The organism is Kitasatospora nipponensis (assembly GCF_039528135.1).
GTDB lineage: Bacteria > Actinomycetota > Actinomycetes > Streptomycetales > Streptomycetaceae > Kitasatospora > Kitasatospora nipponensis.
This window is the reverse complement of record NZ_BAAALF010000010.1, coordinates 1-23954: the sequence shown is the minus strand read 5'-3', so window position 1 is coordinate 23954 and position 23954 is coordinate 1. Positions and strand designations below refer to the sequence as shown.

29 protein-coding genes, 1 tRNA gene and 2 pseudogenes are annotated in these 23954 nt (G+C 70.5%); 15 read left to right on the top strand and 17 right to left on the bottom strand.

What is annotated here, in order from left to right; genetic code table 11:
• Positions 1 to 198: 198 nt before the first annotated feature.
• The 4 genes from ABD323_RS05190 to ABD323_RS05175 form a co-directional block, all read right to left on the bottom strand.
• Positions 199 to 1071: a universal stress protein gene (locus ABD323_RS05190; protein WP_344439701.1), complete on the bottom strand. Its 873-nt coding sequence runs from the start codon at positions 1069 to 1071 to the stop codon at positions 199 to 201.
• A 208-nt stretch (positions 1072 to 1279) separates the two neighbouring features.
• Complete coding sequence (locus ABD323_RS05185; protein ID WP_344439699.1) at positions 1280 to 1912, bottom strand: DUF4389 domain-containing protein; 633 nt, start codon at positions 1910 to 1912, stop codon at positions 1280 to 1282.
• Positions 1913 to 1917: 5 nt separating this feature from the next.
• Entirely contained in the window at positions 1918 to 2604 is a 687-nt protein-coding gene (locus ABD323_RS05180; protein WP_344439697.1) for a hypothetical protein, read from the bottom strand.
• Positions 2605 to 2669: 65 nt separating this feature from the next.
• Positions 2670 to 2852, bottom strand: a complete 183-nt coding sequence (locus ABD323_RS05175) for a universal stress protein (protein WP_344439695.1) — start codon at positions 2850 to 2852, stop codon at positions 2670 to 2672.
• A gap of 352 nt (positions 2853 to 3204) precedes the next feature.
• On the opposite strand from ABD323_RS05175, the gene ABD323_RS05170 reads away from it, so the two are divergent.
• On the top strand, positions 3205 to 3894 hold the full coding sequence (locus tag ABD323_RS05170; RefSeq protein WP_344439693.1) for a PhoU domain-containing protein: 690 nt from the start codon (positions 3205 to 3207) through the stop codon (positions 3892 to 3894).
• Between the two features lie 96 nt (positions 3895 to 3990).
• On the opposite strand, the gene ABD323_RS05165 is transcribed toward ABD323_RS05170, so the two are convergent.
• Positions 3991 to 4062, bottom strand: a tRNA-Ser gene (locus ABD323_RS05165).
• 495 nt (positions 4063 to 4557) lie between these two features.
• A complete protein-coding gene (locus ABD323_RS05160; RefSeq protein ID WP_344439691.1) occupies positions 4558 to 4956 on the bottom strand; it encodes a hypothetical protein in 399 nt (132 codons plus the stop codon).
• A 323-nt stretch (positions 4957 to 5279) separates the two neighbouring features.
• On the opposite strand from ABD323_RS05160, the gene ABD323_RS05155 reads away from it, so the two are divergent.
• The gene (locus ABD323_RS05155; protein WP_344439689.1) at positions 5280 to 6119 is read left to right on the top strand and encodes an AbiJ-related protein; all 840 of its coding nucleotides are present in this window, start codon (positions 5280 to 5282) and stop codon (positions 6117 to 6119) included.
• Here ABD323_RS05155 and ABD323_RS05150 read toward each other — a convergent pair.
• Both ABD323_RS05150 and ABD323_RS05145 read right to left on the bottom strand, forming a co-directional pair.
• On the bottom strand, positions 6046 to 6720 hold the full coding sequence (locus ABD323_RS05150; RefSeq protein WP_344439687.1) for a response regulator transcription factor: 675 nt from the start codon (positions 6718 to 6720) through the stop codon (positions 6046 to 6048). The genes ABD323_RS05155 and ABD323_RS05150 overlap by 74 nt on opposite strands.
• Positions 6717 to 7961, bottom strand: coding sequence for a sensor histidine kinase (locus tag ABD323_RS05145; protein WP_344439685.1), 1245 nt, complete (start codon positions 7959 to 7961; stop codon positions 6717 to 6719). Before ABD323_RS05145 ends, ABD323_RS05150 begins: the two co-directional genes overlap by 4 nt.
• A gap of 278 nt (positions 7962 to 8239) precedes the next feature.
• On the opposite strand from ABD323_RS05145, the gene ABD323_RS05140 reads away from it, so the two are divergent.
• Positions 8240 to 9034, top strand: a complete 795-nt coding sequence (locus ABD323_RS05140) for an ABC transporter ATP-binding protein (protein WP_344439683.1) — start codon at positions 8240 to 8242, stop codon at positions 9032 to 9034.
• An 18-nt stretch (positions 9035 to 9052) separates the two neighbouring features.
• On the top strand, positions 9053 to 9793 hold the full coding sequence (locus ABD323_RS05135) for a hypothetical protein (protein ID WP_344439681.1): 741 nt from the start codon (positions 9053 to 9055) through the stop codon (positions 9791 to 9793).
• A gap of 294 nt (positions 9794 to 10087) precedes the next feature.
• Here ABD323_RS05135 and ABD323_RS05130 read toward each other — a convergent pair whose 3' ends face one another.
• Entirely contained in the window at positions 10088 to 10486 is a 399-nt protein-coding gene (locus tag ABD323_RS05130; RefSeq protein ID WP_344439679.1) for a hypothetical protein, read from the bottom strand.
• A gap of 305 nt (positions 10487 to 10791) precedes the next feature.
• Here ABD323_RS05130 and ABD323_RS05125 point away from each other — a divergent pair, with 305 nt between their 5' ends.
• Both ABD323_RS05125 and ABD323_RS05120 read left to right on the top strand, forming a co-directional pair.
• Entirely contained in the window at positions 10792 to 11229 is a 438-nt protein-coding gene (locus tag ABD323_RS05125; protein ID WP_344439677.1) for a hypothetical protein, read from the top strand.
• 115 nt (positions 11230 to 11344) lie between these two features.
• The gene (locus ABD323_RS05120) at positions 11345 to 12589 is read left to right on the top strand and encodes an IS701 family transposase (RefSeq protein WP_344439675.1); all 1245 of its coding nucleotides are present in this window, start codon (positions 11345 to 11347) and stop codon (positions 12587 to 12589) included.
• Positions 12590 to 12960: 371 nt separating this feature from the next.
• On the opposite strand, the pseudogene ABD323_RS05115 reads toward ABD323_RS05120, so the two are convergent.
• Positions 12961 to 13158 (bottom strand): annotated as a pseudogene (locus ABD323_RS05115) (transposase); the annotation flags it as partial.
• Between the two features lie 85 nt (positions 13159 to 13243).
• Positions 13244 to 13474, bottom strand: coding sequence for an e9imm peptide (locus tag ABD323_RS05110; RefSeq protein ID WP_344439673.1), 231 nt, complete (start codon positions 13472 to 13474; stop codon positions 13244 to 13246).
• A 92-nt stretch (positions 13475 to 13566) separates the two neighbouring features.
• Between ABD323_RS05110 and ABD323_RS05105 the strand changes: the two genes are divergently transcribed.
• Both ABD323_RS05105 and ABD323_RS05100 read left to right on the top strand, forming a co-directional pair.
• Positions 13567 to 13890, top strand: a complete 324-nt coding sequence (locus ABD323_RS05105) for a hypothetical protein (protein WP_344439671.1) — start codon at positions 13567 to 13569, stop codon at positions 13888 to 13890.
• A gap of 604 nt (positions 13891 to 14494) precedes the next feature.
• Positions 14495 to 14899, top strand: a complete 405-nt coding sequence (locus tag ABD323_RS05100; protein ID WP_344439669.1) for a lipocalin/fatty-acid binding family protein — start codon at positions 14495 to 14497, stop codon at positions 14897 to 14899.
• 135 nt (positions 14900 to 15034) lie between these two features.
• On the opposite strand, the gene ABD323_RS05095 is transcribed toward ABD323_RS05100, so the two are convergent.
• Entirely contained in the window at positions 15035 to 16408 is a 1374-nt protein-coding gene (locus tag ABD323_RS05095; RefSeq protein ID WP_344439667.1) for an FAD-dependent oxidoreductase, read from the bottom strand.
• A gap of 57 nt (positions 16409 to 16465) precedes the next feature.
• Positions 16466 to 16669, bottom strand: a complete 204-nt coding sequence (locus tag ABD323_RS05090) for a hypothetical protein (RefSeq protein WP_344439665.1) — start codon at positions 16667 to 16669, stop codon at positions 16466 to 16468.
• A gap of 124 nt (positions 16670 to 16793) precedes the next feature.
• Here ABD323_RS05090 and ABD323_RS05085 point away from each other — a divergent pair, with 124 nt between their 5' ends.
• A complete protein-coding gene (locus tag ABD323_RS05085) occupies positions 16794 to 17156 on the top strand; it encodes an ArsR/SmtB family transcription factor (protein WP_344439663.1) in 363 nt (120 codons plus the stop codon).
• 325 nt (positions 17157 to 17481) lie between these two features.
• Here the strand turns inward: ABD323_RS05085 and ABD323_RS05080 are convergent, their stop codons facing one another.
• Positions 17482 to 18015, bottom strand: a complete 534-nt coding sequence (locus tag ABD323_RS05080; protein WP_344439661.1) for a DinB family protein — start codon at positions 18013 to 18015, stop codon at positions 17482 to 17484.
• Between the two features lie 292 nt (positions 18016 to 18307).
• On the opposite strand from ABD323_RS05080, the gene ABD323_RS05075 reads away from it, so the two are divergent.
• Together ABD323_RS05075 and ABD323_RS05070 are read left to right on the top strand one after the other, a co-directional pair.
• A complete protein-coding gene (locus ABD323_RS05075; protein ID WP_344439659.1) occupies positions 18308 to 18748 on the top strand; it encodes a hypothetical protein in 441 nt (146 codons plus the stop codon).
• 32 nt (positions 18749 to 18780) lie between these two features.
• Entirely contained in the window at positions 18781 to 19242 is a 462-nt protein-coding gene (locus tag ABD323_RS05070; protein WP_344439657.1) for a DUF5990 family protein, read from the top strand.
• Between the two features lie 96 nt (positions 19243 to 19338).
• On the opposite strand, the gene ABD323_RS05065 is transcribed toward ABD323_RS05070, so the two are convergent.
• The 3 genes from ABD323_RS05065 to ABD323_RS05055 are packed head-to-tail and all read right to left on the bottom strand — an operon-like array spanning position 19339 to position 21568.
• The gene (locus ABD323_RS05065) at positions 19339 to 20424 is read right to left on the bottom strand and encodes an ArsO family NAD(P)H-dependent flavin-containing monooxygenase (RefSeq protein WP_344439655.1); all 1086 of its coding nucleotides are present in this window, start codon (positions 20422 to 20424) and stop codon (positions 19339 to 19341) included.
• Entirely contained in the window at positions 20421 to 21203 is a 783-nt protein-coding gene (locus tag ABD323_RS05060; protein WP_425555866.1) for an aquaporin, read from the bottom strand. The genes ABD323_RS05065 and ABD323_RS05060 overlap by 4 nt, the downstream gene beginning before the upstream one ends.
• A 53-nt stretch (positions 21204 to 21256) precedes the next feature.
• Positions 21257 to 21568: an ArsR/SmtB family transcription factor gene (locus ABD323_RS05055; protein ID WP_344439653.1), complete on the bottom strand. Its 312-nt coding sequence runs from the start codon at positions 21566 to 21568 to the stop codon at positions 21257 to 21259.
• Between the two features lie 149 nt (positions 21569 to 21717).
• On the opposite strand from ABD323_RS05055, the gene ABD323_RS05050 reads away from it, so the two are divergent.
• From ABD323_RS05050 to ABD323_RS05035, 4 genes and pseudogenes are all read left to right on the top strand, one after another.
• Positions 21718 to 21894 (top strand): hypothetical protein, encoded by a 177-nt coding sequence (locus ABD323_RS05050; protein ID WP_344439651.1) that lies wholly within the window; start codon positions 21718 to 21720, stop codon positions 21892 to 21894.
• A gap of 62 nt (positions 21895 to 21956) precedes the next feature.
• Positions 21957 to 22379 carry an arsenate reductase ArsC gene (locus ABD323_RS05045; protein WP_344439649.1) on the top strand — a complete coding sequence of 141 codons (423 nt, stop codon included), beginning with the start codon at positions 21957 to 21959 and terminating at the stop codon, positions 22377 to 22379.
• A gap of 7 nt (positions 22380 to 22386) precedes the next feature.
• Positions 22387 to 23394, top strand: coding sequence for a thioredoxin-disulfide reductase (trxB, locus tag ABD323_RS05040; RefSeq protein WP_344439647.1), 1008 nt, complete (start codon positions 22387 to 22389; stop codon positions 23392 to 23394).
• 445 nt (positions 23395 to 23839) lie between these two features.
• A pseudogene (locus tag ABD323_RS05035) lies at positions 23840 to 23954 on the top strand (GNAT family N-acetyltransferase); the annotation flags it as partial.

Here is a 23954-nt window from a genome sequence, read left to right as displayed (position 1 = left end):
CCGTCAGCGGGTCGGTTCGTCGGTGGTCCGGATCGCGCGGCCGCTGATGTCGGGGGGTCTGATCCGGATCCACAGGTCCCGCTCGCCGCCCGCCCGGGGCGACGGCTCGTGGGCGGTGCCGTCGGCGGCGCCCAGGAGGTCGGCGAGGCTGACAGGCGCGGGCGGAGTCAGAGGGCTTCGCCGCCGAACGGGAGAGGCTCAGTGGTACGGCACGACCGCGACCGGGCAGCCCACGTGGTGGATCACCGCGTGCGCCACCGGTCCGAGGTGGGCTCCCACAGGGCTGCGGCGGTGGCGGGCACCGATCACCAGCAGTTCGGCCGTGACGGCGGCTTCCACCAGGGTCAGTCCGGCCTGGCCGCGCAGCAACGCGGTCGCTGCCGGCAGGTCGGGGTAGCGCCCCAGCCAGGGCATCACCGCCTCCTCCAGTGCCTGCCGTTCGGGCTCCGCCAGTTCGTCCTCGAGGCCGCCGATCGCGCCGAAGTGCATGTACTCGGTACCGGCCGGCGGACCCCAGGCATGCACCACGGTCAGCGGAACCTTGCGCCGGGCGGCTGCGTCGAAGGCGAAGGCCAGTACCTCCTGGCACGGGTGCGCGAGGTCCAGGCCCACGACCAGGCCCCCAACCGCGCTGCCGTCCGAACTCGGCGTGTTCGTCAGGGCGGACGGTGCGCGCACCAGGACGACCGGGCACGTGGCGTGGACGAGGACATGGTGGCTCACCGAACCGACCAGGAAGCCGCGCAGCGCGCCGAGGCCACGCGAGCCGAGCACCAGGACCGCGGCCCGCTCCGAGGCGGCCTCCAGCACGTCGACCGCGTCATCCGGCACGTGCGTCGCGCGCACCTCCAGGCGGGGGAAGCGGGATCTGATCGCGTCCGCGTGCTCGGCCAGTCGCTGGCGCGCCCAGCGCTCGGCCTGCCCGGTGCCCAGCGGCCTGCGCGGCCCCCACGGCCAGGCCTGGAGAATCTCCAGTGGGAGCTCGCGCCGGGATGCCTCTCGCGCGGCCCACTCGACGGCCGTCCGGCTCGGGTCCGATCCGTCGAATCCGGCGATCACCAGTTCGCCCACTGCGCGCCTCCAGTACCGGGTCGCTGTTCACAGCCGTGGGGCCCGGCTTCCATCGTGCTCACGACGCGGCGAGCCGCGCACGCCGATCACCTTGCTCCAGTGGCCACCGGCCTGGCACGAGCGGTCAGGACCACCGCCGCCGCCCGCCGCGCGGTCGTCCCGGTCGGCGGGGCGCTGGGTCCGGGGTGGTGGTGGGGGAGCGCTCGCATCAGTGCTGTGGCTCGGCACCGCCCAGGTCCAGCCGGAACGGCGGATACTCGTCCGACATCAGGGCTGCGTACACCGCCACCCGGACGACCCACCGGTTGAGGCCCATCAGGAACTCGAAGATCCCGGTGGGATATTTGCTGGTGAAGGCCATGGCGACGGCCGCGATCAGCACCAGCAGGCCGATCAGCCCGCCCGAGTGCCAGTAGTCGCCCAGGAAGAAGCCGACCACGAGGTAGTGGGGGATGGCCAGGAGCCACCACTTCACCAGCACCAGGCCGCGCGAGAGCTGTTCGGGGTAGGCCACCGTCAGGTGGGTCGGATAGTCCGGCACGTCGGCCAGGGTGAACGGGGGGTACCGGTCGGTGCCGAGCGCGGCGTACGAGTAGTAGGCGACGCGCCAGTTCCACCGCAGGACTCCCACGTTGAAGTCGAAGATCGCCCGTGGATAGCGGCCGGTGAACAGGATCGCGAAGAACGCCACCACGGTGAGCACCACGAACGCCAACCACAGGAACACCAGGATGACGTAGTGGGGGATGGCGAGAAGCCACTTCACGAGCCAGAGCCAGCGTGACAGCGGGGAGTCGAGGACCGCCTCCAGCCGGACGGGCTGAACCGTTGCCGATGACATGTCGATCATCCCTCCTGGCGGGCTGCCGCACCGACGCGTGTTCGCAGGTTGTGGAACTGGCGGGTCTGCATGACCAGATGAGCGGGTTCCCCGAACAGCAGGTCCAGGGGTCGGGTGAGCGGCCGCGGTCGGCTGCGGCTACGGGAACGGACCACCAGGCGGGTCCGGCCACCGGAAGCGGGCGCGAGGTGGAATCCCCAGACCGAATCGACGTATGCGCGGGGCAGCGGTCCGCCGTGCACGTCGAACGGCCGGCCGCAGGGCAGTTCGAGTGCTGCCCGTAGCACCAGGGTCCGGTCCGGTACGAGGATCGCGACCGTGAACCAGCTGGCGCCGCTGGGCAGCGAGTCCAGGCGTTGCCCCTCCTCGAGGTTCTGCCACTGGGGAACGATGTGCTCGGCGCTCGGCCGGCCGCCGTTGTCGAGGCGGTTCCAGCTGTACCAGCCGCCGCGGTTGCATCCCATCTGCTGCAGCCAGGGCCAGACCTGCTCCGGCGGCCCGGGCAGGGTCGTGGCCATCGTCCACGTGCTGCCCGGGCCGGGGACGAGGTCGTCACCGGGGTAGGCGCGCACCCGTTCCTCCCAGGTCGCACCCCAGCTCAGCAGCCGCGGCCGCACGAACCACCCGTAGGCGGCCGCGGTGGCCGCCAGAGCGAAGGGAACGCACCCGATCCAGGGCCGATGCTCGTTCACCTCTCCAGCCTCTCGCCGCCGGTTCGGTGGCACCACCGGTGCCAGGCCGCCCCTGCTGGTATCCGTCACTTCGCCTGGGCGCCACCCGGCACGACCATGAGCGGGCAGTAGGTCCGGTGGACCAGGGCGCGGCCGGTGGAGCCGAGGACCATGCCCCGGAAGCCGCCGAGGCCTCGACTGCCGATCACCAGGCAGTGCGCGTGCCGGGCGGCGGTGGCCGGCATCTCGGCGGGGTGGCCGGTGAGCACCTCCTGGCCGGCCCTCGGCGAGTTCGGTGATGACCTCCAGGTCGGGGTGCCGTTCGGAGGCCACCCTGCGGGCCGTCTCCAGAAGCTCCTCACCGTGGGCCCGGAAGCCGATCGCCCAGTGGTGTGCCGGATGCTCGGGCTCGGTCGGGGACCCGGTACCGGAGTGGGAGGCGCCCGCGAGTACGGGGTGGCGGCCTTCGGGCGCGGGGGGCGGGCGGCTACCGGAAGCGCGGCGACCGCCACCGGCAGTGAGACTGAAGAGTGTGACGAAGGCCCGCCGCTGGCTTGGCCGGGTCCACGGGGCGATGACGACGGTGGGCCTGGCAAGCCCGCCGGGAACGGGAGTCGGCGGATGTCTGGGAACGAACAGGAGGCGCGCGGGCGGCTGTCCGACGAGCTGGCCGATCTGGTCCGGCTCGCGAGCACGGCGCTGGGCGAGGTCGCAGCTGGGTTGACCGTCTCCCGGTCGCGAGCCGGGGACACCCCCGTGGGGTCCTTGGAGGGTGGTGCGACGGCGGCTGAGAAGGCGCTGTCCGAGCTGCGTGAGCGGATCGAGGAGGACGCGGCCGGGGTGTTGCCCGGCAGGTCACCGCAGGTGTCGGATCGGTATGCGATCGTCGTCGGTGTCCACGTGGGCACGGAGGTGGAGTGTCTGGCTGAGCTCGTCGAGCTGGTGCTGCGGCTGGCCTGGTCGCGTCAGTCGGCAGCGCCGTGGCCGGAACCGCTGCGCGGGCCGCTGCACGGCATGGGCGGGGTCGTCGGGGCGATGCTCGCCGAGGCCGCCGACCTGCTGGAGAGCGAGGACGCCGAAGCCGAGGCGGATCTCCTCGCGAGGTTTCACGAGGTCGCGCAGCGCCAGCGGCTGCTGTACGAACTGCTGTTCTCCCGGGCCGAACCGGCCGCGGCCGGCGACATCGCCGAGGCGACCCTGCTGGCCTGCTACTACCAGCGCTGCGCGGGCCACGCGGTGTCGATCGCGCGCCACGCGGCCCTGTTCGCGACAACCGCGCAGGGGCTGGGCCGCACTGATCGCACTCTTTGAATCTGGCTCTGACCGTGATTGCGTGAATGATCTTGTGCGGACTCGGAGCGCATCTCGCGCCTTGCCCGAGTCCGGCCTAGTTGGTCGGTGCTGCGCAGGCTCGGCAGGGTTCGAACCTGCGCGCCCCGACAAGCAGTCGGGAGCTCTGGCCAACTGAGCTTACGAGCCAACCGCCCCGCTCCAGGATCTTTCCCTGGTCCGCCGAGGCCGAGCGCGACCCCAGGCAGGTCGCATGCGCTGATCCTATGAAGCCACCAGGGCGGTGGTCGAACGGTTTCTGGTCGTGTGAGCCAGCGAAGGAGCAGGCCGGTACAGCAGGGGGAAGCGTCCGGCATGCCGACCCTGATCCGGCCTTTCACGAACGTCCGGGCAGAGCCGTTTTGTCAAGGAGTGCCATCAGCACTCAGGGCGCCAGCGAGAGGTAGCTCTCGGCACTCGCGGTAGCCAGGGCCGGGACGTGGTCGGGACCGTCGCAGGCCGTCACCGTCACCGTCGCCGAACGTCACGTCAACGGCCAGGGCTGGTGCGGGTGACGCGTTCTCGTTCCCATGCGTACCCTCGGTCTGCCCAGTATGACCAACCGACAGCTGGCCTGTCTGGGGGGCTGTCAGGCCCCGGAGTTGCTCGCCCGGCGGCCCGACGGTCTGCGGTGTGATCGGGCTGTCAGCGCGTTTCGCCGGCCTGGCAGCTGGTGCTCCGGGAGGTCGAGGTCCGCGCCCCGGTGCTGTCGGTGACCGTGGCGGTCACCAGCACGCCGGTGAGGCTGTGGCCGCAGCTGACGTCCAGCTCGGTGGGGCCCGAGTAGAGAACCGCGTAGTAGTTGCTGACCGACCAGCTGACACTGACCGCGCCGACGCCTGAGGTCTGTAGTGTGCAGTCGACATGACCCAAGCTCTGGGGGCCGCCGATAGGCTCCGAGTAGCAGAACATCGAGGCGGCCACGGCGTGTTGGGCGGGTGCGGCCTGGGCAGCCGGCGCGGCGGCCAGGACCGCACCGAGGACCAGCGCGGCGCCGGCGCCGAGCAGGGCGAGACGGCCGGGCCGGGCGGTGTCGGTATGCATGTGAACTCCCGTTGTCGGGCCAGGGGTGACAGGGGGTGTGCGTCTCGCGCGGACTGTGATCAGCCCATGGGCTTCTTCCGGCGCGATGCCCGACTCTGACACGTTGTCACCACTTCGTACAGCGTGCCAACCGGCCAAATATTTATTTCAGACCGCAATTCATTGGCCAGAAGCCATTCTGGCTGATGCCCAGGTCGCCTGCCAGTGAGCCGGACGCTGACTCCGGCGTCCGCGGTCGTCTCCGATGCGGGCGGACCGCCTTTCCACGGTGAGCCCGCGCGGACCTGCTGTCGCGGTCGGGACGGCCCTCGCACGGGGACCGAATGGCCCTGGGACGGCCGCCAGGACGGGCGCAGAGTCGTGGCAGGGGCCGAGCTGCGAGGAGTGCGGACCATGCAGCACCGCAACGTCCACAACGGACCATCCCGGAGGCCGCCCGGGCCATGGACAAGCGCAAGGTCAAGCGACTGCCGGTGGTGGACGAGGTCGGCCGGCTGGTCGATATCGTCAGCCGTCGCGACCTGCTCCAGGTCTTCCTGCGGCACGACGCGGCGATCCGGGAGGAGATCAACCACGACGTGCTCGGCCGGACCCTCTGGCTGGCCCCCGGCGATGTCGGCGTCGCCGTGCAGGACGGAGTGGTCACCCTGACCGGCCGGGTGCCGCGCAAGAGCCTGATCCCGATCACGGAGCAGCTGTGCCGCGCGGTGGACGGCGTGGTGGCGGTCCACCAGACGCTGACCCGACCCGAGGACGACGCCCAGCTCCAGGTGGAGCATCCACCGCCTTGTATCCAGCAGCACCGGCTCAACAACGACGACCTGGCCGGCGACTGGATTTTCGAGGACCCCAGGTTGGACCTTGTCCAGGGACCGGATGAGGTGCTGCTCGCCTTTCTGGCACGGGTGGTCCATCCCGAGGTGGCGGCCGATGTCGAGGAGGCGTTGGCGCGTGCCGAAGAGCTGAACCGGCTTCTGGCACCGGACGGATGGGGCCTGCGCTCCTACGAGTTCGTCTCCGGCCGCCCTCTGTACACCGCTGGCCGGGCCAACGGCAAGAACTTGTACACAGCCAGACCGTTCGGGTGCCTTACGCCGGTTCGGCGAGGCCGCTGCGGTGGGCGAAGACGACGAGTTGGGCGCGGTCGCGGGCGCCGACCTTGACCATGGCGCGGTTGACGTGCGTCTTGACGGTGGCGGGGCTCAGCACGAGGTGAGCGGCGATTTCGTCGTTGGGCAGACCGGTCGCGACAAGGGTGGTGATCTGGCGCTCCCGTTCGGTGAGCGCCTCCAGTCCGCGGCGGGCTGTTTCGTCCCTGGGCCGCGGCATGGCGGGGGTGGCGAGGAAGCGGCTGATCAAGGTCCTGGTCGCGGTCGGGGACAGCAGTGCATCGCCCCGGTTGACGGTGCGCACTGCTTGCAGCAGTTCATCCGCCTCGGCGCTCTTGCCCAGGAAGCCGCTGGCGCCTGCCCGCAGCGCCTCGAAGACGTACTCGTCGATCTCGAAGGTGGTGAGGATGAGGACCTTGACGCCTGCCAGGTCCTCGTCCGCCGTGATGAGTCGGGTCGCGGCGAGTCCGTCGAGGACCGGCATGCGGATGTCCATGAGGACCAGGTCCGCGCGGGCGGCCTTGGCCAGCCGTACCGCCTCTCGCCCGTCGCCGGCCTCGCCGACCACCTCCAGGTCCGGCGCCGAGTCGACCAGGGCCTTGAAGCCGCTGCGCAGCAGGGGCTGGTCATCGGCGATGACTACGCGGATGGTCACTGGTGGGGCTCCGGGGTGAGGTCGAGGGTCTGGTAGGGCAGAGCGGCGGCCACTTGGAACGCGCCGTCCGGGCGAGGGCGAGTGGTGATGGTGCCGCCGAGGGCCAGCACCCGCTCGCGCATGCCCACGATGCCGTGCTGGCCGGAGGGGAGGCTTGCGTTGCCGAGGGTGCGTCCGTCAACTGTGGCTCCAGAGGCGGTACTCGTGCCGCCCAGGTCGTCGACGGTGATGAGCAACCCGTCCCGGTGGTAGGCGAGGGTGAGGCGCGCCTGCCGTCGGCGGGAGTGTTTGTAGGCGTTGGTCAGCGACTCCTGGATCACGCGGTACGCGGTGAGGTCGGCCGCGGGCGCCAGGGGCTGGGCGGCGCCGTCGGTGCGGAGGTCGATGTCCAGGCCGGCCGCGCGCATGGAGACGAGCAGTTCGTCGAGCCCGTCCAGTCCGGGCGCGGGGGTCGTGGTGGGGGCGATGTCCTCTCCGGGCTGTCGCAGCAGACTCACGGTGTCGCGCAGCTCCCCCAGGGCCTTGCGACTGGCGGACTTCACGTGGGCGAGCGCTTCGCGTGCCGCAGCCGGGTCGGCGTGGACCGCCAGCCCCGCGACGTCCGACTGCACGCCGATCACCGCGAGATGGTGTCCGACGCTGTCGTGCAGATCGCGGGCGATCCGCAGCCGCTCCTCGGCGATCCGGCCCCGCGCGTCCTGCTCGCGTTCGAGCTCCGCGCGCTCGGCCCGCTGCTCGACCTCGGCGAGGTAGGCGCGCCGGTTGCGGGCGGAGTCGCCGGCTGCGATGGCGAGGCCGCCGAGCGCGGTGAACGCCAGGTTCTGCGGGCCGAACATCCCCGGGTTGTGAACGACGACATGCGCCAGCGCCAGTGCCCCCAGCGCGGCGCCCGCCACGAAGAGGCCCCGACGGCGTTCGACCAGGTCAGCGACGGTGTACAGAGCGATCGAGGGGGCGAGCAGGATCAGCGCGCCACGGCTGCCGCCGGTCTGGGCGAGGAACAGCTCCGCGGCAACCGCGCTGACCCCCAGGGCCACCAGCGGATGCAGGCGCCTTCCGGCCAGTACTCCGCAGCCGAGTACGGCGGCGATGAGCGCCACCGTGCGGTTGCTCATCGCGGGGGCGGGATGTCCGGCGAAGGTGGTCACCGCAGTCGCGGCGAAGACGGCCAGCGCGATCGTCGCGTCCGCCAGATGCTCATGCCGGCGGACGACGCGACGCAGGTGGCCAATGACGCTCATCCCTTAACGATAGGCGGCTGTTGCCGGACTGCCGTCGGCCGCACGCGGCAGCCGGGGTACCGCGTACGTGGTAGACGGCCGCCGGAGCACCGCGTTCGCGGTAGACGCGGTTGACGTGCCTGGGCGACGACACGGGACCGCCGGTTGGGAAGGGTGGGTTGCGGTTGTGGCGCCGCGGGCTGGACATGACGAGTGCCTGCCGATCGCTGCCAGACGTCACGGAAGTGGAGAACCCCGATGGACCCGATGTTCGATCCGATCCCGCGCTGGAGGATGCCATGAGCGCCGGCATCACGATGGATGGCCTGACCAAGCGGTACGGCGCGGTGACCGCGGTCGACGCGCTGACCTTCACGGTGGAACCCGGTGTGGTGACCGGGTTCCTCGGCCCGAACGGCGCCGGCAAGACCACCACCCTGCGCATGCTGCTCGGCCTGGTGGCGCCCACGGCGGGCCGCGTCCTGATCGACGGCCGCCGCTACGCCGAACTGCCGGAGCCCAGGCGTGTCGTCGGCGCGGTGCTGGAAACGACCGGCTTCCACCCCGGCCGGCGCGGGCGTGATCACCTGCGGATCATCGCCGGGGCGGGCGGCTTCGCGTCCTCACGAGTCGAGGAGGTACTGGAGCGGGTCGGCCTTGCCGATGCGGCCGATCGGCGGGTGGGTGGCTACTCGCTCGGCATGCGGCAGCGGCTGGGGCTGGCTTGCGCCCTTCTCGGAGACCCGCGCGTGCTGGTCCTGGACGAACCCGCCAACGGGCTGGACCCGGCCGGCATGGCCGACCTGCGTGACCTGCTTCGTGGTCTGGCCGGCGAGGGCCGCACCGTCCTGATGTCCAGCCATGTGCTGAGCGAGGTGGCGCAGACCGTGGACCGCGTGGTGATCGTCGCAGGTGGCGCACTGCGCTACGCGGGCCCGCTGACCGAGCTGACCAGCGCGGGGCAGACGCTCGAAGCCGCGTTCCTGCGCCTCACGTCCGACACGGACACGGACACGGACACCGATACCGACACCGACACCGACACCGACACCGACTCCGCGAACGACGCCACGACGGCGTCATTCCGTGGCTGAGCGCGAGGAACGAGAGACATGCACAGCCTGATCCGGACCGAGGTCCTGAAACTGCGCACCGTCCGCAGCCCGTGGCTGCTGCTGGCCGCAGCCCCGCTGCTGGTGACCGCGGGCATCAGCGGCCTGGTGCTCTCCGAAGGGAAGCCCCTCGACACGACCGCACAGAGCGGGGCGCTTTCGCACGTGGGCCTGGCCTCGCTCTTCACCCTGGTGTTCGGGATTCTCGCGGTCGCCGGTGAGTACCGGCACAAGACGATCACCGACACGTACCTGAGCACGCCCGCGCGAGGGCGGGTCATCGGCGCGAAGCTCCTGGTCTACGCGGTCTTCGGCGCGCTGGCCGGGGTGGCGAGCAGTCTCGCGGGACTGGGTGTCGCGGCCCTCTGGTGGTCGGACAAGAGCGTGTCCTTCGCCTGGTCGGACTCGGCGATGTGGACCACGATCGGCGGCGGGATCGCCTGGAACGCGGCGTTCGCCGCCATCGGTGTGGGACTGGGCGCGCTGGTCCGCAGCCTTGTCGGCGCCATCGCCGTCGCGCTGGCATGGGTCGCCCTGGTCGAAGGCATCGTCGGTCAACTGATCGGCAACCTGGCCCGGTGGCTACCGTTCAACGCCGGTCAGGCGCTCGGCGCCGGGGCCAGGACCATGGACACAGGGCACCTGTTGCCGCGCTGGGGCGGCGGCGTGGCGCTGGCCGTCTACACCCTCGTGTTCGCGGTACTCGCCCTTTCCACGACCATGCGACGCGACGTGTCCTGACCAGGAGCACGTACGACTGCTGAGATCAGCGACAGCCCGCGCCGCCACGTGCCTGCGCGCCGACGACGCGGGTTGTCCCGACGCCTCCGCTGTGAGGGGAGCACGACAGTCAGGGGGGATGGATTCTCCGCCGGCATGGCGGGCCTCTCGTGTGGCTGGCCAGTGGCTTTCAGCGAGGAAGGGTCGGTTCAGCCGCCAAGTGCCCTATGGCAGCGAAAGCCGCGCCCAGGTCACCGAGGGTCGACTGGTGATCGATCCATGGGCAGCCGGGCCTGCCGCGGCGCCGACACCGGGCTACATGTGGATCTGCCACCATCGGTCCGCCCCAACGCGAGCCAGCTCAGCGTCGTACTCGGCGGCGTCGAAGTGAAACTCCAGCGGCCGCGTCGTATCCAGGTAAGGAATCTCCCAGTCCGACCACTGCACGACACCCTCGAACCGCTGCACGACCACGGACAGGAAGCCGCAGCAGCCGCCTGTGCAGTCGGGCTCTCCCAGCTCCACGCGTCGCGGCTCGCCGGTCGCACGCAGGGAACTGAGGCCATCGGCAGGCAGCACATCGGCCGCGTACGGGCCACGGCCTCCCTCGCCGACGGCAGACTCCACGACGTCCTCGCCGTTGACCCAAAACCGTACCTGGGCAGCGAACCGGCGCCCTGGCGGCAGCACCCTGATCTCGAGCTGATCGAACATCACACCACCCTACGGGTAGCGCCGACACCGACTTGCACCCCATCTTGCCAGCGCAGCCGCGCTGGCACGCTCAAGGTCTGCGGCCGTAGGGCCGAAAGATCAAGATCTACAGCTGGAGTACTAGGACTCTCGCCCCGTAGGCGATCCCGTGGTACGTCCTTGCTGTACGTGTCTAGCGCAACTTAGTACTCCAGCTGTAGATCGTGATCATGGCTACTTGGTCGGTGATGATGGTGGCTCGGCTGGTTGCAGGCGTGTCGGCTTGCGGGGTGGACGAAGGTCGGCTGAGCGGGCAGCATGCCCTGGTGAGCATCATCATCAAGTTCTTCGTGGCACCGGACGACGAGGCTGCGGCAGCAGTCGTGGATCACGGGCCCGACGAGGCCTTCGAGTCGCTGGTGTTCGGCAACTTCGATGTTGAAGAGGCGATGATCGAGTGGGAGAGCATCCTCACCGGTCGAAGCTTTGACGAGCTCGTTGAAGCCGATGAACCGGCGGTCGTCGCCGACCCCGGCGACGGCGAGGGCCCCATGGTCTTGGCCGCTTCCAAGGTCCTGCAGGACGCGCTCGCCGCTGCCAACGTGCCGAGGCTTGTCGAGGTCGGCGAGCTGTGGGTCCAGGAGCGGGCAGCGGAGGGCGAGGTCTTCGATCCGGAGGTCGCGACCAGGATCCTCGGCGATCTGGCCGAGCTGGCACGAAGCATCGGCAGGCGGGGCGGCAGTCTGTACTGCTGGGTCGCCTAGAGACGCAGACGGCCACCGTTGATCATCGTGAGTTGTGTCGACAAACGAAGATCAGCCGGTGGCCATGGGCCACAGCGTAGACCCTGCCCGCTGGCAGTCGGTATTCGAGGACCTGATGGCCAAAGTCGCGGGCCGGTTCACGCGAGTGGAGCCTCGTCGCCGGGCGCGGGCATTCGTGCTGGGGCTCCTTGCGGACCTGCCGAGGAAGAACTGCTGGACAATCGCCGAGCACGCCGGTGACGCGAGTCCGGCCGGCATGCAGCATCTGCTCAGCCGGGCGTCCTGGGATGCCGACCAGGTCCGTGACGACATACGGGACTTCGTGGTCGACCACCTCCGCGACGAGGACGCTGTGCTGGTCGTCGACGAGACCGGGGACCTGAAGAAGGGCACCGCGAGCGTCGGGGTTCAGCGCCAGTACACGGGCACCGCGGGACGGATCGAGAACTCCCAAGTGGCCGTCTACCTGGTCTACTCAGCCCCGGCCGGGCACGCCGCCATCGACCGCCGCCTCTACGTCCCCCGCTCCTGGACCCAAGATCCCGATCGGTGCCGAGCGGCTGGCATACCCGACGGCCTGAAGTTCGCTACCAAACCAGCCCTGGCCACCGAGATGATCGCCCAAGCCCTGGACACCGGTGTCTCGGCCGCATGGGTCACCGGCGACGAGGTCTACGGCGGCGACCCGCACCTGAGCGCCGAGCTGGAAAGGCGTCAGATCGGCTACGTCCTCGCCGTCTCACGCAAGCGGCCGATCGCCACCCGTGCGGGTGTCTTCCGTGCCGGCGTGCTGGCCCACGGCCTGCCGAAACGTGCCTGGCAGCGACTGTCCGCAGGAGCCGGGGCCAAGGGCCACCGCTTCTACGACTGGGCCCAGGTCGACATCGACAGCCCGCCCGGGCGCCCCGGCCACCGGTGGCTGCTCGTCCGACGCAACCGGCGCACCGGTGAACTTGCCTTCTACCGCTGCTACTCGCCCCGCCCGATCCCGCTCACCACGCTGGTCAAGGTGGCCGGACGCCGCTGGACCGTCGAGGAGACCTTCCAAGCCACCAAGGGCCTGGCCGGACTCGACGAGCACCAGGTCCGCCGCTGGACCTCCTGGCACCGCTGGACCACCCTGGCCATGCTCGCGCACGCCTTCCTTGCCGTCACCGCCGCCATCGAACGAGCCACGAACATCGCGGCCGCCGAACTCAGCCCGCTGACCTGCAACGAGATCCGACGCCTGTTCGCAGCCTTCTTCGCCCAGCCCGTCCGCGACCTCGCCCACTGGCTCCGCTGGTCGGTATGGCGGCGCCGGCACCAAGCACGCGCCCGCACCGGCCACTACCAGCGGCAAGCAGCCCAACAACCATGAAGATCAAGATCTACAGCTGGAGTATTAGGTCGCCCACTTATTTCCTTAGCCGCCCTCATTGGAAGGCGTCTCCCATCCCGGAGGTGCCCAGCCAAGCGACACATAGCTAGGCAGGATAGGAGCATCGGTTTCAGGTGCCGTTCCGATGGGTTTCCACTTGTGCCCCTGGAAATTAGGCTTTAAGCAATCCAGCTTTGACCATATTGCGCGGGTCTTGCGGCGCTCCGTCGTCGTGCACCTTCAGATCGGCTGCCGCCTTCCTGACATGCTACGGTCCCCTTTGATTTTCACCATCAGGTAAGTCAGGTGACCCCAGAACCTCCTCCGAGTCCATCCCGGATACTCCGGGGATACAACAAAGCGCCTCACGGTGCACGGCGTTCGTAGAACGTCTTACACGGCCCGAACCGCTCAGGCAGATCACGCCAGTGCACCCCGGTCCGCACCCGGTGCAGAATTCCGTCGATCACCTGTCGACGGTCCCGCCACCGGCCACAACCCCTGTTGCTCACCGGCGGGAACGGCCGCAGCCGTTCCCACTCGGCATCCGTGAGATCTCCCCGCCCCATGTCCGATCCAACGACCAAGGCGGGCAGTAGTCACATGATCATCCGGACGGGTCCTGGCTGAAGAACGCCCGAGCGGTTGTCATTCTCACAGCGCGAACGGTCGGTGGGCCAGGGCCAGTTCGACCACCTCAGCCGCTGTCGGCTCCGGCCCGTCGGCTGAGTAGATCAAGTCGCTGACATAGCCACTCGGACAGCCAAGGCCCCTGCCCAGCGCCTCCATGGCGCGGTCGATCTCGGCATCATCGGCGCAGTCCCCATCCATGATCTTCTGCACCATCGCAACGGCCGACTCACGAGTCATCACTGCTTCAGCCACCCCCTCCAGGGAACGGAGAGCTTAGCGAGTTACGTGATCGACCGGACAGACCCCCAGGCGAAGCGGAGCTCGCGCAGGACAGCGTCAGGTCGATGCTGGCGGAGTTCACCGCGCCCAGCTTCTTCGGCCTGCACCCTCCGGACGTCTTCCAGATCGACGGGAGCTTCGGGATCACGGCCGCCGAGCCGGGGCTTACCGAGATGCTGGTGCAGAGCCACAACGGCGGGCCGGGACGGCGTCCGCCGTCGGGGCCGGCCTTCTCCTGGTGGTGGTGCTCGGCGGCCGGGTGGCTGGTGGCCTGGTGGCGGGTGGTGTCAGTGGGCGAGGTGGCTCACGCATCCTGCGATCGCGGTGATCGTTCCGAGTGCGATGATGATGATCTGCGCTCGGAGGTTGGGTCGATTGGTTCGCGTTGAGGCCGGCAGTGGGCTGGCTTCGCGTGGTCATCTCTTCTCCCGGGCGACAAGGTGGTAGCGGTGGCAGGGCCCGGGGCCGGGTGGCGCTTTCCTGCCTGCCACCCGACGGCCACTGGCTCACCATTTGGCGGACCCTGGCGAAGCCCGGCTAACGGTGCCGCCGGGCCGACCGAGCTCAGGTCCCGTCCACTGGTCCCGTGCCCGCCGCCGTGCCGTCCGCTGTTGCCCTGTCGACCGCTGTTGTGCTGCTGTGCCTGGCCGCTGCGGGTGCCGGCGGACGCGAGGTGCGGCCGGGAGTGGGGCGGGTGGGCGTGTTGCATTCTGTGTTGTACCGGCTGCGCCTGCGCTCTGTGTCGGGCGCCGGGATGGTTTGGCCACTGGCGCCGCGTGCTGGCCGCGGTCCGCCTCCGCGCCGGTTCGCCTCCGCGCCGGGCCGGCCTTCGCCGGGCGGGCGACGCCTTACTGACTGCCCGTCAGTGATTTCAGGTGGGGTTGGGTCCGTTTCTTGCTGTTTCCCCCGAGTGGGGGCCGCCCCCGTGGATCATGAGGTGTGCGGCGGCCGGTGAGGATGTCGCGCTCTGGTGATCACGATGAAGGAGGCGGTATGGGATTCGCTGATTTCTCCGGTACGTACGAGTTGGCAAGCGGCGAGGGGTACGAGGAGTACTTGGAGTCCATCGGTGTCGACTCGGCCAACCGGAAGGCCATGGCATCGGCTCAGCAGACGGTGACGATCAAGCAGGAAGGCGACCAGTACACGCTGACGACCACCACCCCCACCAAGACGACCAGCTCGCAGTTCGTTCTTGGTCAGGAGTACATCGAGGCGTACGACGACGGCCGCAAGGTCCAAGGGATCTGCCGCCGCGACGGGAACCGACTGGTGCAGGCCCTGAAGCTGGGCGACGTCACGACCACTATCTACCGCAGCTTTGATGACGGGGGCTTCGAGACGGTGTTCCAAGGCGTCAACGTCGTCGCCAAGCGGAGTTACACGCGCCTTGCCTGACAGGTGACTGCTCTATCGGAGCGGGTCCTCAGCGTGATGCCGAGGGCCCGCTTCCGCACGCTCTGGGGAGCGCTGAGATCGTGGCGGGCCGTCAGGTCGCGGCCCCGCTGGCGTGAAGGGTGGGCACCTCGGGTGTCAGCAGCCGCCGGTGGGCGCGGGTGCGCCGATGCCGATGGTGAGGACCTCGGGGGCGGGGACGGAGCAGCAGCCGCCGCCGTCGCCCTGGGCGGATTCGGGCTCGGCGAACAGGCCCGCGCCGCCGCACACGCCGGTGTCGGGGAGGGTGAGTTCGACGCGGGCGGCGGCGTCGTGGTCGCCGGCGAGGGCGGCGGCGATGGAGCGGACCTGCTCGTAGCCGGTCATGGCGAGGAAGGTGGGGGCGCGGCCGTAGCTCTTCATCCCGGCCAGGTACACGCCCTCCTCCGGGTGGGCGAGTTCAGTTGCGCCGTGCGGGTAGACGGTGCCGCAGGAGTGCTGGTTGGGGTCGATGAGCGGGGCGAGCTTGACGGGGGCCTGGAGGCGCTCGTCGAGGCCTAGCCGCAGTTCGCTCGTCCAGGTGTGGTCGGGACGGAATCCGGTCAGGCCGATGACCTCGTCCAGGTGCTCGATGCGGCGGCCGTCGTCCGCGACGAGGACGAGCTGGTCGCCGTCGGTCTCGACGGCCTCGGTGCGGAAGCCCTGGACGACCTCGGCGTGTCCGGCGGCGACGGCCTCCTTGGCACGCAGGCCGAGGGCGCCGCGGGCGGGGAGCTGGTCGGCGTCGCCGCCGCCGAAGGCGCTGCCGACCGCGCCGCGTCGCAGCACCCACACCGCGGTGGTGCCGGGCTCGTCCTTGGCGAGTTCGGCGAGGGTGACCAGGGCGGTGAGGGCGGAGTGGCCGGAGCCGACGACCGCGGTGCGGCGCCCGGCGTGCCGGGCGCGGACGGCCGGGTCGGCGGTGGCGGGGGCGAGGTAGGAGATCCGGTCGGCGAGGGCGCGCTCGCCGGCTGCGGGCAGGCCGTCGCTGCCGAGCGGCCCGGGGCCGCTGACGGTGCCGGAGGCGTCCACGATCGCGGCCGCGGTGAGCCGGTGTTCGGTGCCGTCGGCGTTGCGGGTGTGGAGGGTGAAGGGCTGGTCCTCGCGGCCGGAGTCGACGACGCGGTCACGACCGCGGCGGGCGGCGCCGATCACGGTGGTGCCGTAGCGAACGCGCTCGCCGAGGGCGTCGGCGAGCGGCTGCAGGTACAACTCGGCCCACTCGGCGCCGGTCGGGTACCGCTTCGGCTCGGGGTGCTGCCAGCCGGTCGCCGCCAGGAGGCGGGCGGCGGCCGGGTCGACCAGCTCGGACCAGGCCGAGAACAGCCGGACGTGCCCCCAGGCCCGCACCGAGGTCCCGGCGCGCGAGCCGGCCTCCAGGACCAGCGGCTCCAGCCCCTGCTCCAGCAGGTGGGCGGCAGCGGCCAGCCCGATGGGACCTGCACCGACCACGACGACGGGCAGCGGTCCAGCGGCGGGGGTGTTCTCACTCATCGCGGTTCTCCGGGTGGTGCGGGTGGCTGATGGGCGGTCAGGCAGAACAGAACTGGGTCAGCAGCAGCCGGCGCCGCTGGCGACAGCCTCGCTCTTGGCGGCCGTGCCGCAGCAGGCGCCGGCGTCCTTCGCCTCCTGGGCCGTGCCGCAGCACGGGGCGGGCGCTGCGTGGTGGCCCTCGGGGGTGGTGGGCGCCTCGATGGGGGAGGTGCCGCAGCAGGCGGCGGGCTGGACCGGGGCGGTGGCGGTGGGCTCGGTCATGGTGTGCTCCTTGATCGGATATATGCAGGTCAGCGGGCAGCTCGGTGCTTGCTGCACGTTGATTCGACATTTGTCGATGTGGTTCGAGCTTGCAGTAAGCATCGACGAGTGTCAACATAGACAAATGTCGAATTTGAGCGTGGTGGAGTTGCCGGTCGTCGAGGGCGAGGTCGTGCCGTGCTGCCCGCCGGTGACGTCGGCCGCGCTGTCCGAGGCGGACTCGGTGCGGATGGCGGCGATGTTCAAGGCGCTCTCGGACCCGGTGCGGCTGCGGCTGTTCTCCCGGGTGGCCTCGCACGAGGGCGGCGAGGCGTGCGTGTGCGACATCCAGGACGTCGGGGTGTCCCAGCCCACCGTCAGCCACCACCTGAAGAAGCTGCGTGAGGCCGGGCTGCTCTCCTCGCAGCGGCGTGGGACCTGGGTTTACTACCGGGTCGAGCCGTCGGTGCTCGCTGCGATGGCCGGCCTGCTCGTGGGCAGTCGCTGAGCCGTTGCGGACTCGAGAGGCCCGCTGTCGGCTATTGGCGGCTGTCGCCTCGGGGGCGAGTCCGGGGGACCGGACGGCGGTAGATGACCATGCCGGGGGCCCTCGGCCAGTGTCTGTGGTGCCACCACGAGGGCGGCCTCAGCCAGGTTTGCTGGGCAGCGCAAGCGCAAGCGCTGGGGGCAGGGTCGTCGCGGATACGCCGCTGCGGCCCGCGAGCCGGGAGATCCGGTAGCCGCTCTTGGTTCTGACGGTAGACCTTCGACTTGACGCGAAGGTCAAGCACAGAGCTGGGCGGACGCCAGCCGGTCGGCGGTGCAGGTCAGGCTCAGGGGGCGAGGGTGAGCTGGAGGCGGTGAAAGAAGAAATGCTGAGTCGGGTACCGGTAGAGGTCGGCGAGGGTCATGAAGTCCGTGAAGAAGGGGTCCCAGCGGACGGGGTAGTGCATACCGCGTCCAAGGTCGGCCTCGGTCTCGGCGTCCAGGCTGCGGTGCAGGGCGGCGATGACGCGGTCGCACTTCGCGCCCATCCTCCGATGCCCATAAATGTGGATGGCCGCGCAGGGGCCGAGGTAGTTGATGACGTCGAACGGCTTGGTCGTCGTGCCCAACAGCCGGGCGAATGCTGTGCCGACGCCTTGCGGAAGCCGCCCGAAGATGCGCGCCAGGACCAGCAGCGCACGGACGACCATGTAGCCGAACAGTATGTGGAACAGCAACTGCTCGTTGTTCCATCGGGTGCCGCGGGTGGGCCTGTTCAGGGCGGTCTTGTCGGCCGCGTCGAGCAGGCTGTGGAATTCGACGCGGGCCCGCTCCAACTCCTCATGGACCGCGCGCCGGTCCAACGACGGCCTGCCGGCCATGGCCACCAGCTCCTTCGGCCGGCCCGACCGTGCGGACGGGCCCGGGCTTCGATGATGCCCGCCGTGCGTGCTGTCAGTCGTCAGGGCGCAGGCCGACTTCTGCGGCCTCGTCCAGGGGGATCGCGTCAGCCAGGGGTGAGGAAGCGGCGGGCCCTGGTGAGGTCGAGCGCAGCCCTCTGTTCGGACCCGATGGCGGGCGCGAGGGCACTGATGTGTGCCCGCACGGTAGCCCGTTACTTTCCAGAGCAAGGGAAGGGCTAGCGTGGGCCGCAGAGAGAGGGAGGTGCCCCCGATGCGGGTGGAGATGCTGACGGTTCCGGACTGCCCGAACGGTCCGCTCCTGGAGGCACGACTTGCCGTGGTGCTGGCCGGGTGCTCCGGGGTGGAGCTGCTGCGTCATGTGGTCGAGGACCAGGAGGACGCCGAGCGGCGACGCATGCACGGCTCGCCCACGTTGTTGATCGACGGGCGCGACCCGTTCGCCGCGCCCGGCACGGCGGCGAGCGTCTCCTGTCGCCTGTACCGGACACCGGAGGGCCGCATCGACGGGGCACCCTCGATCGAGGAACTGCGACGCGCGGTGGATGCCCCGGCCGCGACAGCTGGCCCGAACGGGTGGACGGGACCAGCCGGCCGCGACGGCCTCGCCGTCCTCGCTCCCGCCGGCGGGCCGCGGGCGCCCCAGGGGTGCTGCCCGCCGCGCCACGCCGAACCCCGCGGGCAGGACTCCTAGGATCGCTGACGCCGGTCGAGGAGGATGGTCGCATGCAGATCCGGATCGACGCCTTCGACCTGCCGGGCCGCACCTGCGCCACCGGGCCCGGTTTCCCCGGCTACACCGACATCCACGTGGCGGTGCAACGCAGGGACCGACGCGAGGAGTTGCTCGACCCTCAACCCGGCGACGCCGCCACCGCGACCTGGACGCTGGACTGCACCGCCGCCCCGACCAACTCCGGGACCGACCTCAAAGGCCCCTACATCCAGGGCCGCCCCGGCGACAGGTTCATCTACCTCTCGTGGGGGACCCTCGACACGGCCGGCACCTTCACCCTGTTCCGCCGCGCCAAGCTGATGCTCGACGCCATCGCCCCGGCCACCGTCGACGCCGCCCGGCAGTCCGGAACCCTGCTCGGACGCCTGCGCCTGACCGACGCCAAGGGGCACCCCCTGTGCGCCGCCGTCCGGCCACCGCTCATCGAATGGTCCGCCGCGCCCGCACGCTGAACGCCCCACCGGCGGTCAGCAGCCCGCGAGGCCGGCGGCATCCAGGCCGTGAGGCAACTCAACACCGCGGTGGGGGAGAGAGCGCCGCGTCAGGGCTCACTTCAGCAGCGTCTTCATCTGCTGGACGGCAGTGCGGGCGGTACGACCGACCCCGATGAGGGTGGCGGAGGCCGGGCCGGTCCAGTCGCCGTAACCGAGCAGGTGGACGCGCGGGTCCTCCAGGATGGGGGTACCCCCGGCCGAAGGCTGGGGGATGGTGCCCTCGACCGCGAGGCGCCCGCCCGGTCGACGCAGGCCGAGCGGGGTCAGGGGACCGAGGTCGGGGCGGAAGCCGGTGCACCAGATGATCGTGTCGCAGTCCCAGCTGCTGCCGTCGGCCCAGACCGGACCTGTGGGGCCCAGGGTCGCGAACATGGGGTGCGCGGTCAGGAGTCCGGCGTCACGGGCCGCCCGCACCGGTGGTACGGCGACGATGTCGCCGAGCGCGCCGACGCCGCCGTGCGCGGCGCCCGTCGTGGCGGCTTGGACGCGGCGGGTGGCGAGGTCGAACAGCGCGCGGCCGTCGATCTCGTCGGGCAGGTAGCGCGGCGGGCGGCGGGTGACCCAGCGCACGGTGGCACGCGGCAGGAGGTCGGCGGCGATCTGCGCGCCGGAGTTCCCACCGCCGACGACCACGACCCGTTGCCCGGTGAAGTCGACCGCGCTGCGGTAGCCGTAGGTGTGCAGCTGACGGCCCGCAAACCTGCTGCGGCCCGGGATGGTGGGGACGAAGGGTCGTGCCCAGGAGCCGGTGGCGAGGATGACGGCCTGGGCGGCCCAGATGCCGTTGTCGGTGGCGGCGACCAGACCCTCCGAGTCGCGCGTGATGCCCTCGACCCACACGGATCGGTGCACGGGCAGTTCGTAGCGCTTCTCGTACTCGGCGAGGTAGTTCACGACGTGGGTGGCGTCCGGGTACGGCTCGCCGGGCTGCGGGGGCATCATCCGGCCGGGTAGGGAGCTGTACGCGGCGGGGGAGAACAGGCGCAGGGTGTCCCAGTAGTGCTGCCAGGCGCCGCCCGGGGCGGTGTTGGCGTCGAGGATCGCGAAGTCGAGTCCGGCGCGCCGCAGGTGGAAGCCGGCGGCGAGGCCGTCCTGGCGGCCGACGCCCACCAGGACCTGGGTGCGCCGGACCTCGCTCACTTGTTACCGGCCGCGGTGGCCTTGCGGCGGGCGTCGAAGATCAGCGCGACCAGCGCGAGGCCGACGACCCCGCCGATCAGCTGCATGCCGACGAAGCCCGGCACGGAGGCGGGGGCGATGCCGGCGAAGGTGTCGGTGAACGCGCGGCCGATGGTGACGGCCGGGTTGGCGAAGGAGGTGGAGGAGGTGAACCAGTAGGCGGCGCCGATGTAGGAGGCGACCGCGATGGGGGCGAAGCGCAGGTGGTCGGTGTTGGCGAGGCCGAAGATCAGCAGGACCAGACCGGCGGTGGCGACGACCTCGCCGATCAGCAGGTGACCGGCCGAGCGGTCGTGTGTGGACCACTTCACCAGTGCCTGTCCGAACATCGCGTCCGCCAGGATCGCCCCGCCGATCGCGCCGACGATCTGCGCGGGGATGTAGGCGGCGACCTCGCGCGCACCGAGGCCCTTGGGGTCCTTTCGGCCCGTCCACCACTCGGCCAGCGTCACGACCGGATTGAAGTGTGCGCCCGAGATCGGGCCGAGCAGCAGGATCAGCACGCCGAGGCCGAAGACGGTGGCCAGGGAGTTGGCCAGCAGTTGCACGCCGACGTCCTGGCTCAGCTCGGTGGCCTGGATGCCGGAGCCGACCACGACGGCGACCAGGGCGGCGGTGCCCACCAGCTCGGCCGCGACCCTGTTCAGCAGCGGGACGGCCGGCGGCTCGACGGTCAGCGGCTCGGCCTCGGGGTCGGGGTCGGCAAGCTGCTCGGGTCTGGCCTCGTCTATGGCGCTCACGGTGTACTCCTCGTGCGGGGCGGGGCGGGCCGCCAGGGGCTGGGCGTGGTGGTTCAGCAGGACCGCTTGCGGCCTTCCGCGGCGGCTTCGCGGGCGGTGGCGGCCAGCCCGGCGAACTCCACGGCCACGGCCTCGAGGGCGTCGGCGCGGAGCTTGTAGTACGTGAAGCGGCCACAGGGCTCGGTGTCGACCAGCCCGGCGTCACGCAGGATCTTCAGGTGGTTCGACAGATTGGTCTGCTTGGCGCCGATCTCCTCGACCAGATGCGTCGTACAGAGCGCTTCCTTGGCAAGGAGCGCGATGATCTGCATCCGGATCGGGTCGGCCAGAGCCTTCATTACATCACTGTCGACTGATGTCACCATGGACTGATACGTTACCCGTGTCGGGCCCGCGAAGCGAGCCCCCTTCCCCCCGGCCGCCACGGGGGACACCTGCACGTCTCGCGCAGCACGACCTTCCCGCAGCCTTCGGGCCGGGGGGTGCCTTCAGGCCCGAAGGACTGGAACCCCAGATGACCGACTCCCCGCCGCAAGCAGCGTCGGACCCGACACTATCGGCGGGCGCCGCCCGCCTCGCCCTGCGCTACGCCGGCACCTCCGCCTCCGAGACCCTCCAGCGCCTGCTGGACGACTCCTACCGGCTGCCGGCCGAGGGCGCCACGGTCCGCAGCTTCCCCCAGTCGAAGTAACCGACGCTCGCGCCCGGACCACACCGGGCGCGAAGTCCGCACAACCGAAGGAACCGAACACGATGTCCGCTCTCGCCGCCTCCGTGCTGTTCGTCTGCATCCACAACGCCGGCCGCTCGCAGATGGCCGCCGGTTTCCTGCGCCACCTCGCCGGTGACCGCGTCGAGGTCCGCTCCGCCGGCTCGATCCCCGGCGACCAGGTCAACCCGGCCGCCGTCGCGGCGATGGCCGAGCTGGGCATCGACATCTCCGACCAGACCCCGAAGATCCTCACCACCGAGGCCGTCCAGGCGTCCGACTACGTCATCACGATGGGCTGCGGCGACGCCTGCCCGTACTTCCCCGGCAAGAAGTACCTCGACTGGAAGCTGGAGGACCCGGCCGGTCAGGGCGTCGAGGCCGTCCGCCCGATCCGCGACGAGATCAAGGGCCTCATCGAGGGCCTGGTAGCCGAGATCGACGCCAAGCAGCAGACGGGGAGCTGACATCGTCATGGCCGACACCGCCCGGAGAGGTGCCGACGTGCGCGAGGTCACCGTCATCGGCTCCGGCCCCGCCGGATACACCGCCGCGCTCTACACCGCCCGCGCCCAGCTGAAGCCCCTCGTCTTCGAGGGCGCGGTCACGGCCGGCGGTGCGCTGATGAACACCACCGAGGTGGAGAACTTCCCCGGCTTCCGGGGCGGCGTCATGGGCCCGGAGCTGATGGACAACATGCGGGCGCAGGCCGAGCGGTTCGGTGCCGAGCTGGTCCCGGACGACGTGGTCGCGGTCGACCTCACCGGTGACATCAAGACCGTCACCGACTCCGAGGGCACCGTGCACCGGGCCCGCGCGGTGATCGTCACCACCGGCTCCCAGCACCGCAAGCTCGGGCTGCCCCGCGAGGACGAACTGTCCGGTCGTGGCGTCTCCTGGTGTGCGACGTGCGACGGGTTCTTCTTCCGCGACCAGGACATCGCGGTGGTCGGCGGCGGCGACACCGCCCTGGAGGAGGCCACCTTCCTCTCCCGCTTCGCCCGCACGGTCACCGTCATCCACCGCCGGGACACCCTGCGCGCCTCCAAGGCGATGCAGGAGCGGGCCTTCGCCGACCCGAAGATCAGCTTCGCCTGGGACAGCGCCGTCGAGGCGATCCACGGCGACCCGAAGCTGACCGGTGTGACGCTGCGGGACACCAGCACCGGCGAGCTGCGCGAGCTGCTGGTCACCGGCCTGTTCATCGCGATCGGCCATGACCCTCGCACCGAGCTCTTCACGGGCCAGCTGGAGCTGGACGCCGAGGGCTACCTCAAGGTCGAGGCACCGTCCACCCGAACCAACATCCCCGGCGTGTTCGGCGCCGGTGACGTCGTCGACCACACCTACCGCCAGGCGATCACGGCTTCAGGTACCGGCTGCTCGGCCGCACTGGACGCTGAGCGGTACCTGGCCGCCCTCACGAACACCGCCACCGGCGAGTTCGACGAGGAGCAGCTGCAGCCTGCCGTCGCCCAATAGCCCTACCGCGCATGGCACCTGACAGCCCACGGGGCCCGGACGGCACACGCCGCCGGGCCCCTCCCACTGTCAACGGGGCCGAGCGGCCGGCCCTGGTACCGCCTCGCCCCGCTCTGGTGACCCTCACCGCTGACCTCGAACACCGGCTGGCCGTGGCCAAGTGGACGTCGACGCCAACCCGGGGCGCCGCCACGGCGTACCAGGTGCTGTCGTGGCCCACCCTCCACCTGTTCGTCGACGGCCGGATCGTCGCCACCACGATCGCCGGTGTCAAGACCGCCGCAGCGCGACGCACAGACCAACCTTGCACCCTTCCTGAACCGACGCATCCGGCAGCCGGGTCATCGGCAGGGCACTCCCGGCCCGGAGTCTCGTCCGCTATCGTCGGCGGCCGATGAACACCACCGCTGCGCACAACACCTTCCCGTCGGTCGCCATTCAGCCCATGACCGACACCCACGCCGAACAGGTCCTCGCGATCTACCAAGCCGGCATCGACGAGGGCAACGCCACCTTCGAGACCACCGCCCCCACTTGGCAGGCATTCCACGCCGCGAAAC